Annotated in this window: 8 protein-coding genes; 5 read left to right on the top strand and 3 right to left on the bottom strand. The window is 44.6% G+C overall.

What is annotated here, in order from left to right:
• The first annotated feature begins 8 nt into the window (after nucleotides 1-8).
• From DSL64_RS05510 to DSL64_RS05500, 3 genes are all read left to right on the top strand, one after another.
• Nucleotides 9-1,238, top strand: coding sequence for a hypothetical protein (locus DSL64_RS05510; RefSeq protein ID WP_115829665.1), 1,230 nt, complete (start codon nucleotides 9-11; stop codon nucleotides 1,236-1,238).
• 47 nt (nucleotides 1,239-1,285) lie between these two features.
• Entirely contained in the window at nucleotides 1,286-2,191 is a 906-nt protein-coding gene (locus DSL64_RS05505) for a helix-turn-helix domain-containing protein (protein WP_115829664.1), read from the top strand.
• Nucleotides 2,192-2,292: 101 nt separating this feature from the next.
• Entirely contained in the window at nucleotides 2,293-3,054 is a 762-nt protein-coding gene (locus DSL64_RS05500; protein ID WP_115829663.1) for an SDR family NAD(P)-dependent oxidoreductase, read from the top strand.
• 75 nt (nucleotides 3,055-3,129) lie between these two features.
• On the opposite strand, the gene rfbD is transcribed toward DSL64_RS05500, so the two are convergent.
• Nucleotides 3,130-3,978: a dTDP-4-dehydrorhamnose reductase gene (gene rfbD / locus DSL64_RS05495; protein WP_115829662.1), complete on the bottom strand. Its 849-nt coding sequence runs from the start codon at nucleotides 3,976-3,978 to the stop codon at nucleotides 3,130-3,132.
• A 419-nt stretch (nucleotides 3,979-4,397) separates the two neighbouring features.
• Here rfbD and DSL64_RS05490 point away from each other — a divergent pair, with 419 nt between their 5' ends.
• Nucleotides 4,398-5,153, top strand: a complete 756-nt coding sequence (locus tag DSL64_RS05490; RefSeq protein ID WP_229216972.1) for a response regulator — start codon at nucleotides 4,398-4,400, stop codon at nucleotides 5,151-5,153.
• 141 nt (nucleotides 5,154-5,294) lie between these two features.
• Nucleotides 5,295-7,145, top strand: coding sequence for a histidine kinase dimerization/phosphoacceptor domain -containing protein (locus DSL64_RS05485; protein WP_115829660.1), 1,851 nt, complete (start codon nucleotides 5,295-5,297; stop codon nucleotides 7,143-7,145).
• A gap of 70 nt (nucleotides 7,146-7,215) precedes the next feature.
• On the opposite strand, the gene DSL64_RS05480 is transcribed toward DSL64_RS05485, so the two are convergent.
• Nucleotides 7,216-8,352 carry an efflux RND transporter periplasmic adaptor subunit gene (locus DSL64_RS05480; protein WP_115829659.1) on the bottom strand — a complete coding sequence of 379 codons (1,137 nt, stop codon included), beginning with the start codon at nucleotides 8,350-8,352 and terminating at the stop codon, nucleotides 7,216-7,218.
• 12 nt (nucleotides 8,353-8,364) lie between these two features.
• Nucleotides 8,365-12,723 carry a CusA/CzcA family heavy metal efflux RND transporter gene (locus DSL64_RS05475; protein WP_115829658.1) on the bottom strand — a complete coding sequence of 1,453 codons (4,359 nt, stop codon included), beginning with the start codon at nucleotides 12,721-12,723 and terminating at the stop codon, nucleotides 8,365-8,367.
• Nucleotides 12,724-12,726: the final 3 nt, after the last annotated feature.

Below are 12,726 nucleotides of genomic sequence, written 5' to 3'. Positions count from 1 at the left end.
ATGAGGTTATGTTTAAATCGTTGAAGGCCAGTCAATGGGCGGCAATTAGTATTTTAAATCTGGTTATAGTAGCAAGTCTCGGACTTTTGATGAGGCTGAAAATAGTCTGGGAGCTTCCATGGGTCGACCAGCGTTTCACACTGCACGCACACTCACATTTTGCCTTTTCAGGATGGATCACGCAATCGCTGATGCTGTGTATTGCGCTGGCCATATTGGCTAAAAAAAATTCCGGGATTTTGCCGGTACGCTACAATTACCTTCTGGTAGGTAATCTGTTTTGCTCCTACGGCATGCTGATCAGCTTTTTTCTCCAGGGTTATGCTCCGGTTTCTATTGTGTTCTCTACGCTAACGATTTTTATCAGTGTCATTTTTTATATATTCTGTAGAAAGGATATGTACGCCGGAGATCAGCATTCGGTTTGGTGGAAGTACATGCATGCCGCTATGTTGTTCAACATGTTGTCTGCATTGGGAACATTTTCACTGGCTTATACCATGGCAACGCAACCTCAAAATACCGAATTACGACTTGCATCTGTATACTTTTATCTTCATTTTCAGTACAATGGCTGGTTTTTGCTGGCATGTTTGGGTTTGTTCCATTATTGGTTGTCGTTGAACAATCTTGCTTTGAAAGACTCAGGAAACATCAGTCGGATCCTTATTGCCTGCTGCATTCCTTCTTATTTGTTATCTGTTAACTGGATGCATTTTCCGAACTATCTGCATGCAGTTAGCATCAGTGTGGCACTCCTGCAGGCAGGAGCGTGGCTGATATTCGTGAATGGCATCCTCAGGATTAAAGGACAACTTATGGCAATACTGCCTCTCAAAGTGTTGTGGCTTTTTTCTTTTGTGCTCTTAGCCGGAACTATCAAATTCAGCCTGCAGACCGTTTCTGCTCATCCGGACATTGCTACTCTTGCTTGTGGGTTAAGACCTGTAGTGATTGCATATCTGCATCTGGTGCTATTGGGTATTATCTCCTTGTTTCTGATCGGATGGTTTTACAATCAGCAGGTTTTGACAGTGCGAAGAACGGGAAAAACAGGACTCATTGCCTTCGTAGCCGGCGTAATATGCAATGAGATATTTCTGATGATTCAGGGGATTGGCTCGATGTCAGGAATTTATATTGGTGGCATGCCTGAGCTACTGGTATTTGCAAGCGTAGTGATGGTAACAGGACTACTATTTCTGTTACGCTCGGTTCATTTCACTGTAAAGGTTTAAGAGCAGGTGATTTTTTTCTACATTTGAATTTTACAAATGATAGAAATATGAAGCCGACATCTTTGCAGGATTTTTATGATGAAATTACCCAGCGTTTTCCTGCTGAAATAGGGAATCAGATCGGGCATTTCAATGTATTCAGAATTGCTGACCTGCAAAAGAAGGCCGGAGGGAAATCCAGTATGCCCTACGACCGCCGTGCCTATTACAAGATCAGTCTGATCATTGGGCGCAATAGGGCCGAGTATGCAGACAAAGTGATTGAGATTGAAAAAAGTGCGTTGTTGTTTGCGACCCCTAAGATTCCCTATCATTACCTGCCTTATGATGACCAGCAGACTGGCCAATTCTGCATTTTTACATCCGAATTTCTTACACCAGCCAATAGCGGTATTGTGCTTGATGATCTGCCACTTTTTAAATCGGGTGGTTATCCTGTCTTTGAACTAACTAATTCACAGACAGAGGAACTGAGAATTGTTTTTGAAAAAATGCAGAAAGAGCTCGTGTCCGATTATGCTTTCAAATATGATTTGCTCAGAAACTATTTGCAGGAACTGATTCATTATGGTCAGAAACTGCAGCCTGCGACGGCCCTTTATCCTCCACATAACGCATCAGCCAGAGTGAGTTCTCTTTTTCTGGAATTACTCGAGAGGCAGTTTCCTATTGAATCTGTGGATCAGCAGCTTCGATTAAGAACCGCTAAAGATTTTGCAGATGCACTTGCGGTACATGTGAATCATCTCAACAAAGTGCTTAAAGAAAATACAGGACATACCACTACAGATCTGATTGCTGAACGAGTGGTACGGGAAGCCAAGATTATCCTAAAGCAGACAAGTTGGAATGTTTCCGAGATCTCGTATTGCCTGGGTTTTGAGCAGCTTGCTCATTTTTCCAATTTTTTCAGAAAGCATACGCAACTTTCGCCAATGGCATATCGGAGCTAGTGATTTGATTTTTGCAAATATCTGATTGAAACGCGCAAACTCAGATTTGCGCCGAATGCACACCTTTGTATTATCAAAAACAAAAAAACGATAAGACAAAAATGGCAAGTAATAAAATAGCATTGGTAACTGGCGGCAGCCGTGGATTAGGAAAAAATATGGCGCTTAGTCTGGCCAAAAAAGGGTTAGATGTAGTATTGACCTACCAAAGTCAGCGCGACCATGCCCTTGAAGTGGTGCGTGAGATTGAGGCGCTGGGGCAGCGTACAGCTGCTTTGGAATTGAATGCGGGCGATACGAAAGGATTCCCTGCATTTTTTGAATCTCTTCAAAATACATTAAAAGAGAAGTTTGAAACGGAACGATTTGACTTCCTGATCAATAATGCCGGCATCGGTATCAACAGTGCCTTTACAGAAACCACCGAAGAAAGTTTTGATCTGCTGATGAACATCCATTTCAAAGGAGTATTCTTCCTGACGCAGACCGCACTGGCACATATGAACGATGGCGGCGGGATCGTGAATCTTTCATCCGGTCTGGCACGTTTTTCCAATCCCGGATACAGTGCTTACGGAAGTATGAAAGGAGCAGTGGAGACACTGACGCGTTACCAGGCAAAAGAACTTGGAAGCCGTGGAATCAGAGTGAATGTGGTCGCACCAGGCGCAATTGAAACAGATTTTGGCGGTGGGGTTGTCAGGGATAATGAACATGTGAACCAGCATATTGCAAGCCTTACCGCACTGGGCCGCGTGGGTTTGCCAGACGATATTGGTGGGGTAGTGGCCTTCCTTTGTACAGATGATGCCAAATGGGTGAATGCGCAGAGGATAGAAGTATCCGGAGGTGTGAACCTTTAACAGATACCGCCTTTTTAGGCAAATTGCCCGATACAAATGAATGTATCGGGCAATTTTTATGATTTCAAATTCCTGTTACAAGCGCGAAATACACACCGCCAGGCTGTCTCTCCAATAAGGAATATCAAGATTGAATTCTTTTTTTATTTTGGATTTATCCATCACCGAATAAGCGGGGCGAACCGCTTTGGTCACATATTCTGATGTTTTAACCGGATTCACTTTAACGGTTGTGTTGCTGATATCAAAGATCGTTTTGGCAAAATCGTACCAGGAAGTAACTCCTTCATTGCTATAATGATAAATACCGTAAGCCTTGCTGTCTGAAGCGATGATGTCAAAAATAGCTCCTGCCAGATCAATTGCATAAGTTGGCGATCCTGTCTGATCGGCGATTACACCCAGCTGATCTCTTTCTTTGCCAAGTCTAAGCATGGTTTTCACAAAGTTGTTTCCAAACTCAGAATATAGCCAGCTGGTTCTCACTGTGAAGTGTTTTTCAAGAATACGTGTGATATCCTGTTCGCCTTCCAGTTTGGTGAGTCCGTAGATATTTTCAGGTTCAGCAGGATCCGTTTCTGAGAGTAGCTGAGGGACGTTTCCTTTAAAAACGAAATCCGTCGAGATGTGAATGAGAGTAGCATCGTACTTCACGCAGGCCTGTGCAATATTGGCTGCTCCTTCACGGTTGACTTTTCGGCAAATATCCTGTTCATCTTCTGCCTTGTCTACCGCAGTATAAGCGGCACAGTTAATCACAAAGGAAGGTTTTTCGGAAGCGAAAAGTTTGTCTAACAAATCGCTGTCCAGAATGTTGGCTTCCTGCTCTCCCGGAAACGAAATGTCAGTGATATTTCTTTCTGCAGCGACCTTTTTCAGGCAGCTTCCTAATTGACCGGATGCTCCGAGTACAACGATTTTCATAGTTTGTGGTTTTGCTTTGTGCTGCAAATATAGACTTTAACCACAAATGAAGGAATTTGTCGCACTGTTCTTTGCAAAGTATTTAGGAAGAGAAACCTGGAAAATAACCGCCACCAGCCCTCTTGTCCCTATCATAAGGAAGTTTTCAGGCGCTGGCGATCTAACGTTGAGTAAATAGCGGAGGAAGGCGCACCATGTGGAATGGCACTATTATAAGTGGGACACCCGGTCTATGTTGAGTATATATGGATGCCCCTGAATTTTAGTTAGTCCAATGCTTTTGGCATTTGACGGTTCAAAAGTATAGCGAAATGGTATAGTGTATTTGAAATTGTATGCGAAATAAGGCTTGAGTGATGTTAAAGCCATTAATTTTGTAGGTAAATTTCAACGTTAAGAATTACGTAAACCCTATGAAAATGCAAATTTTAATCGTCGAAGATGAGGCGGTACTTGGAATGTATGTAAGCGATTTACTGGAAGCAAGCGGCTATCAGGTAGTAGATGTGGTCGATAACGGGAGGGAGGCGCTGAGCATTTTTCAGCAACAGCATGTAGATCTTCTGTTATGCGATATTCACATCAGAGGTGATTGGGATGGAATAGAAACAGTAAACAAAATAGCAGAAATCAGAGAAGTCCCTGTCATATACCTGACTGCCTTCGCCGACAGAGAAACAGTAGAACGGGCCAAACAAACATATCCGTCTGCCTATCTTTCTAAACCTGTCAGATCCGACAATCTCAAACTGGCCGTGGAATTAGCCCTGAGTAATTTTGCACGTCATAAGTCTGTTGGAATTTCGTTGTCGGAACAAAAAACTGTAGACAAAGAAGCAGGTAAAGAATCTATATTGCTGGCAGATGATCACGTTTTTATTAAAAACAATTATCAGTTTGTAAGGATACCGCTGGCCGACATTCTCATGCTTCAGGCCGATAATACCTACACCCACATTATTACACCTTATCAGAAACTGACCCTTCGGCAGACGATGAGCGGTACCCAGGAGAAATTGGGCTTTGCTTCGCTTGTCAGAGTACACCGTTCTTTCGTGGTTAATCTGAAAAAAATTACCGGTTTTAATGACCGGGAGATTTTTATAGGTGATACGGTCGTTCCCTTGGGTGCTCAGTACAAGGATGGCTTTATGAGTTTTTTTACCTCTCGGTAATCCCAAGCCACAACCTCAATAACACACTTCACAATCAGGAACCTGAGGTTTACCTACATTCTGCCAAACCGGAAAAATATAAATGGTAATCTTACTGATTATTCTGACTGGTAACGATTACCCTATAGCTTAAAGAGATTCATGAAAGGTGCTATATCATTTTTAATTTGTTTTCTGTGGCTGGCTGGCACTTTTGCTTTCAGTCAATCGAAAACTTCTGTTCCGGGTTTTCTTAAAAAAATAGAAACGGAGCCCGACAGTATCCGTTTCGAAAAACTATCAGAATTTGTATTAGATCTGGCAGATCAGCTTCATTTTGTGGAAGCAGATCAGATAGTGGGCGAGTTGAGGAGAATTGCGAAAGAGACAAACAGTATTGGTTTTAAGGGCAGAGTATATATGTCTGTCGCCTACATCGCCAAGCAGCAAAATGACAAAACAGCTGCCATCAGCAATTACCAGAAGGCGCAGGAGTGCTTTAGTAAGTCGGGCGATGTGAAGCGGGAAATACGATCGTTTCAGCGAATAAGTATGGTTTACATCACTACCAGGGACGTGGCACATGCACAGCAGTATACAGATCGCGCATTCAAGCTGGCACAGGATCATAAAATGGAAGATGAGATTGCAAATCTTTATACGGACAAGGCCACAATTGAAGACATCAGAGGAGATTTTAATTTAGCGCTGGACTATAACCAGAAGGCCGTAGACCTATACAAAAAGATGGGCGAGGATCATTATGTAACACTTTTTAACAGGGGAATTATTCTTAAAAATGCCGGTCGTTTTCACGAATCAATTCGTGTGTATGAAGAATGTCTTGCGTACGCGCAGAAGACAGACTTTAAAGAAATGCTGGAAATGATCTATGTCAATATGCCACTGACGTTGCTGCAGGTTGGAGATACGGACAGGGCAGAGGCTTACGCAAAAAAGGCGCTGGAACTAGCTCCTGAAAGCTTCAATAAACTGGTTTTAAATCGCGAGGCGTACGATATTCTGGCCAAAGTTGCGGTGAAAAGAAAAGCTTTTGATAAAGCATATGATTATCAGCAGAAATGGATCGTATACCGGGATAGTATTTTTAATCTCGAAAGCAACCGGCAATTGGTGGAAGCGGAATCGAAATTTCAGGTGAAGGAAAAACAGCAGGAAATACAAAGGCTGGATCAGGAGAATGCCGAGAGAAGGCTGCAGTTATTCTGGCTCACTGCCGGGATTCTTTTGTTAGCCATTGTTTTGTTCATAGCTGTTTGGCAGTATGTTGTCATTAAGAGAGTAAATGGTAAACTCGAAGAAACCAATGCTACACTACAGACGGCGAACCAGCAGATCAACAAACAATCTTTTCAGCTAAAGGAACTGATGCAGGAATTGCATCATAGGGTCAAGAACAACCTTGCCATTGTTTCAAGTCTTCTTTCGCTGCAAGCAGATCGGCTCGACGACCAGAAGGCGGCGCTCGCCGTGATGGAGGGACAGCAGCGTGTGGAGGCCATGTCGCTGATCCACAATCAGCTTTATCTGACTGATAATGTGACGGGTGTGAATATGAAAGAGTACGTAGCCGATCTTACTACAGGGCTTATGCAATCATTCAGGCAAAAAGATCCGTTCAATATGAGCCTTGATATAGAGCCTATTGTGCTGGATGTGGAACTTGCTGTGCCAATTGGATTGATTATCAACGAGCTAACCACCAATGCCTTCAAACATGCATACAAGGAGGTGGAAGAAGCAGAGCTGAGTATTCGTCTTTGGAATGAAGATAAAATGTACCTGGAAATCAGAGATAATGGTCCCGGAATTGCGCCGGAAGACTGGCAGAAAACGGGTGATTCCTTTGGTAAAAGGCTTATTAAATCTCTCACAAAACAAGCGAAAGGGCAGATTGCAGTGTTCTCCGAAAGTGGTTCGCGTTTCCTTTTGAGTTTTCCAAAGTCTGTGGTTGTAGGTTCGCAGGATATGGGAGATACTGTTTTGGTATAAAATAAATGACCGAAGCATTGGGCAGACATTGCTTATGCTTCGGTCATTTTGTTTACTGACAGGTTACGATTTAGTCATCACCTTCCGCATTTTTCATTTTCATCAGTACTGAGTAAGCATTTTTTAGCACTAAAGGCGTGCTTGTTTTGAGCCCTTCTGCAGCAAGTTGTTGTTTTCCATCCGCCTGCCTGCCCGGAGCTACTGCCAGCATTTCGAAAATACCCGGTTTTTTCTCTTCAAAAACATAAAATGCGTTTTCCCAACGTACCACTGCTTCCTGGGGAACAGTGAGGGCTTTACCTCCCGTAACGGCAACTCTGGCATTCATAAACATTCCCGGAACCAGTACGGAATTATGTTTTTTGAAATGACAATGTACCTCTGCCATACGGTTGGAATCTAGATTTTTGTTGATCAGTACCACTTCGGCTTCCATCACATCGTCGGGATTGTTGTTGGTATAGGCCAGAACTTTTTGTCCTATGGAAAGCTGGTTGAGATCCTTTTCAAAAACCTGTAAGGTCAAATGAATTTTGCCCGGATCAATCAGCTCAAACAGAGGGTCGGTAGGAGAGGTGTATTTTCCTGCCGACACATATACTCTGGAGACGTATCCGTTGATAGGAGAGGTAATGCGTACAGTTCTGGTGATGTTTTCAGCTTTCAGTTTACCTGGATCAATACCGATCACCTGCAGTTTCTGCGCCAGTGAATTGACAAGAATATGCTGGGTCTGCATTTCCGTTCTTGCTTGTTGGAAAACCTTGTCACTACTTGCTTTACTTGTATTCAGGCTTTTATGTCTTTCAAATTCAGATTCAGCCAGTGTAAGTCTTTCTTTTGCAGTCAGGTAGTCCTGTTGCAACTGAATAAACTGCATGTCTTCAATTTCGGCCAGCGACTGGCCTTTATGTACTTTTGAACCCGGCAAAACTTTGGCAGAACGCAGATATCCGCTCAACGGAAAACTCAGATTCACAATGTTTTCAGGTGCTACTTCGATTTGTCCCTGCAATACGAGCTCTTCGTGTAACATCTGCTCATCAGGCGTGCCGATCTGAATGTCGGCAGCCTGCATTTGGGCCGTAGTAAATTGTACAGTTTGTATGCTGTCAGCGCTTATTTCCGGAGCCTGTTCTTCCTGTTGTTTTGATTGGTTACATCCCAACGTTACCGCTGCCAGGATGCCTAATATGTATGGTTTCATGATGTCAATTTGTTATAAGTTGTTCAGTTTGAGTAGCTGTATGGCGGCCGTGTTATACTGTAGCATTGCGTCCAGATATTGACTTTTGATCGTAATGGCCTGATCAACAAGAATTACCCATTGTAGATAATCAATCTCACCGGCTTGCAGTTGCTGGTTGGCGGTGGTAATAATCACCTCTGCACTGCTGAGTGCCTGCTGCTCGTAGAAGGACAGACTTTTGCGGAATTTCCCAACCGCCGCTTCTGTATTGGAAAGCTCTGTTTCCAGTCTGGCTTTGGTCTGATTGGCTTCTGTTGTGGTTCTTTCCCATTCCGTTTTCGCAGCATCTATTCTTGCAGAAAATGCTTTGGAAAACAATGGAATACCAATCCCTGCCGTCACATAACTGAACCGTTTTGAACCTGAAAAGTACTGCTCATTGCCTGCAATCTGCTGTACTCCAATCAGACTCTGGTTGTTGTAGCCAAGTTTGAAGTCAGGCAGGCGCTGTGCTTTTTCTGTTTTATACTGATAAAATGCAGACTGCTGTTTGAAGTGTTCGAGTTGCATTTGCGGTAATTGGTCTGTTGCGGTATTTCCGGCGAGCGTACCTAGTTCTATTCTGGTTTTGCTGTCAGTGGCGGGCACATATTTCTCTTCCGACTGCAACAGAAAATTGAAACTACGCAGCAGAATCAGCATGTCATCTGAAAGCAATTGCAGCTGGTTGGCAATCTGCTGTTTTCGGGCAGTGGCTGCTGTCTTTTCGAGTACATCGGTTTCTCCCTGATCAAATCGCAGGTTGGACCGTTCTTCGAACTGCTGGTAGAGACTATCTGCATATTGCAGTAATTTCTCTCTTTCACTCAGCAACTTGTAGTCATAAAAGAGCTGGCGTACCTGTGCTTTTATTTCCATTTCAGATAGCTCGGAGACGATCTGGGCACCGTGGTAGTCGGCTTGTAATTTCTTCCGCTGATGGCTGTAGACGGTTGGGAAATTGATAGACTGACCGATCCCGAACCTTGTGTCATTGTGAATGCTACTTACTTGGCCATAATCGGCATCAATACTTGTTTTAGGAAGGTCAAATGCGGTCTTAACCAGCTGTTGTCTGGATTTTTCGGCCAGCCTGGTGCTTTTTAGCTGCAGGTTATTTTGTACGGAAATCTGTATGGCTGTCTGCAGGTCTATCGGTTTTACGCTTTGAGCGGACAAGGCAGATTGAGTTAAAAGAAACAAAGCAATAACTGTCAACACCTTTCCCGGTCTGAGTGGTTTGGCTTTGTCCATCAAAAGATACAAGGCAGGCAGAACAAACAATGTCAGAAGCGTTGCGGAGATCAAACCGCCGATCACCACTGTTGCCAAAGGGCGTTGCACCTCGGCGCCGGCTCCATTGCTGAGCGCCATCGGCAAAAAGCCGAGAGACGCAACCGATGCAGTCATGAGTACAGGTCTGAGTCTGTTTTTAGTGCCGGTCATCACCAGCTCCAGCGCATCAGATATCAACCCCTCTTTTTTAATACGGTTGAACTCAGAAAGCAAAACAATCCCGTTCAACACCGCAACGCCGAATAATGCTATAAATCCAACACCTGCAGAAATACTGAAGGGCATACCTCTGGCAGCGAGTGCGAAAATCCCGCCGATGGCAGATAACGGAATCGCTGTGTAGATCAGCAAACCATCTTTGACAGAATTAAAGGCAAAGTACAGCATTCCGAAAATGAGCAAAAGTGCCACAGGAACTGCTATCATAAGCCTTGATTTGGCCTGTTGCAGGTTTTCGAATGCGCCTCCGTAGGTAATGGTGTAGCCCGCCTGAAATTTCAATTGCTGATCGACCTTAGCTTGTAATTCTTCCACGATCGATTCTACATCCCTACCTCTGACATTGAAACCTACGATGATCCGACGGCGCGTATTCTCACGCTGAATCTGATTCGGTCCTTCAATTTCCTTTACAGATGCAAGCTGATACAACGGTAACTGAATTCCGGACGGCGTCGCAATTAACAGCTCGTTTACATCTTTGATGCTCTTCCGGTTTTGGCTACCAACACGTACAACGAGGTCAAACTTTTTTTCTCCCTCGTAAATTTGCCCTGCCACAGCTCCTGCGAAAGCAGCATTGATTGTACGGTTAACATCATCAATATTCAGACCATAACGGGCAATTTCACTACGGTTGTATTCGATCACAATCTGTGGCATACCAGTTACCTTTTCGATGTACCAGTCGGCGGTGCCATCCACTGTCCGTGAAATCTCACCAAGTTTTTCCGCGTAGCGCGCCAGTGTAGGCAGGTCTTCTCCATATATCTTACAAACCACATCCTGCTTGGCGCCTGTCATCAGTTCGTTGAAGCGCATCTGAACCGGATATTGAAAACCTGTAGAAACACCCGGAACGACCTGCTGTGCAGATGCAGCCATTTTTTCAGCCATTTCAGGAAAGGTTTTAGCGCTTTTCCATTCTTTTTTATCTTTCAGTACGATGATCATATCTCCGCCCTCAATCGGCATTGGATCTGTAGGAATTTCTGCGCTACCGATTCTTGAAACGATTTTTTCTACTTCAGGAAAGTCCTTCTTCAGCTTATCGGTGATCTTGTTGAACGCCGTAATAGTTGTCGACAGGTTTGTACCTACAAGCAAACGTGTTTCTGTCGCAAAGTCGCCTTCTTCGAGCTGTGGTATAAATTCTCCTCCCATTTGCGCAAAAATGGCGACCGCAATAGCAAACAGGGCAAATGAAGTAGCTACAAGAATCCGTTTGATGTTGAGCGCCGAGGCAAGTATGCGGGCGTAACCATTTTCCAGACGAAGCATGATCTGGTCAGCGAAGGTCAGGGAAGTAGGTATTTTGCGGCTGATCAGCACGGCACTGATCATTGGGACGTAGGTCAGCGACAGAATAAATGCTCCGATAATGGCGAAGGCAACGGTCTGAGCCATAGGTCTGAACATTTTTCCTTCGATCCCTGATAGAGATAGAATCGGCAGGTACACAATCAGAATAATAACCTGCCCGAATACGGCAGCATTCATCATCCGGGATGCTGAGCCGGTTACCTGTTTGTCCATTTGTTTTTTGGTCAGTGCAACCGTTCCATGGTTTGCCGGCGAATGCAAATGGTGCAGAATGGCTTCCACAATAATCACAGCTCCGTCGACAATCAACCCGAAATCCAGTGCGCCCAGACTCATCAGATTACCGCTTACACCGAAAAGATTCATCATGCTGATGGCAAATAGCATGGATAGTGGAATCACGGATGCGACAATAAAACCGGCACGCAGATTTCCCAGAAATAAGACCAGGATCAATACAACAATCAGCGCACCTTCAAGTAAATTGGTTTCTACGGTGCTGATGGCGTTACTTACCATTTTTGTACGGTCGAGAAACGGCTCTATTTCCAGACCTTCGGGCAAGGTTTTCTGGATTTCTGCCACCCGTTTCTTCACGTTTTCAATCACTTTGGAAGAGTTGGCGTCTTTGAGCATCATCACGATTCCACCGGTAAGCTCGCCTTTGCCAGCCATGGTTAATGCACCGTAACGGACCGCTGCTCCGAACTGCACATCAGCCACATGGCCGATCAGTACAGGCACGCCGGAAGGATTGGTTTTGACGACGATCTGGCGAATATCATCCAGTGAGCCAGCCAAGCCCACACTTCTGATGTAGAGAACTGTGGGGCCTTTTTCAATGTAAGCTCCACCAGTATTCTGATTGTTACGATTAAGCGCGGTGAATACATCGGAAATTGTTAGGTTCATCGCTTTGAGCCGGGCTGGCTGCACAGCAACTTCATACTGTTTCAGTTCGCCTCCGAAAGTGGAAACATCTGCTACCCCTGGCGTGCCGAGCAGCTGTCGTTTTACGATCCAATCCTGCGTAGTACGTAAGTCAGCCAGACTGTATTTGCTCTCAAAACCCGCTTTCGGTTTGAGTACGTACTGGTAAATTTCGCCCAGACCTGTGGTGGGAGGGGCGAGCTGGGGCGTGCCTGCGTTTTCGCCAATATCTACCTGGGTGAGACGCTCCGTTACCTGTTGCCGGGCCCAGTAAATGTCCGAATCATCATCGAAAACAACCGTGACGAGCGACAAACCGAAGCGCGACATACTGCGGCTTTCCTGCAGTCCGGGAATGTTGCTGAGCGCCTGCTCGATGGGAAACGTAATGAGCCTTTCTACATCTTCTGCCCCTAACGCAGGGGCATTCGTAATTACTTGTACCTGATTGTTGGTGATGTCAGGCACTGCATCTATGGGCAATTGTGTAATCTGGTAGGTGCCATAGGCAATCCAGATTAACACAAAAATGCTTATAATCAGTTTGTTCTGAACTGAAAACTGAATGATTTTAGTCAGCATATT

This window comes from Dyadobacter luteus (genome assembly GCF_003383615.1).
GTDB lineage: Bacteria > Bacteroidota > Bacteroidia > Cytophagales > Spirosomataceae > Dyadobacter > Dyadobacter luteus.
This window is presented reverse-complemented; position numbering and strand designations above follow the sequence as displayed.

Excerpts from the sequence above, each read along its gene's own strand:
- DSL64_RS05510 (WP_115829665.1), top strand. The coding sequence starts at position 9 with ATGTTTAAATCGTTGAAGGCCAGTCAATGGGCGGCAATTAGTATTTTA.
- DSL64_RS05505 (WP_115829664.1), top strand. The coding sequence starts at position 1,286 with ATGAAGCCGACATCTTTGCAGGATTTTTATGATGAAATTACCCAGCGT.
- DSL64_RS05500 (WP_115829663.1), top strand. The coding sequence starts at position 2,293 with ATGGCAAGTAATAAAATAGCATTGGTAACTGGCGGCAGCCGTGGATTA.
- rfbD (WP_115829662.1), bottom strand. The coding sequence starts at position 3,978 with ATGAAAATCGTTGTACTCGGAGCATCCGGTCAATTAGGAAGCTGCCTG.
- DSL64_RS05490 (WP_229216972.1), top strand. The coding sequence starts at position 4,398 with ATGCAAATTTTAATCGTCGAAGATGAGGCGGTACTTGGAATGTATGTA.
- DSL64_RS05485 (WP_115829660.1), top strand. The coding sequence starts at position 5,295 with ATGAAAGGTGCTATATCATTTTTAATTTGTTTTCTGTGGCTGGCTGGC.
- DSL64_RS05480 (WP_115829659.1), bottom strand. The coding sequence starts at position 8,352 with ATGAAACCATACATATTAGGCATCCTGGCAGCGGTAACGTTGGGATGT.
- DSL64_RS05475 (WP_115829658.1), bottom strand. The coding sequence starts at position 12,723 with ATGCTGACTAAAATCATTCAGTTTTCAGTTCAGAACAAACTGATTATA.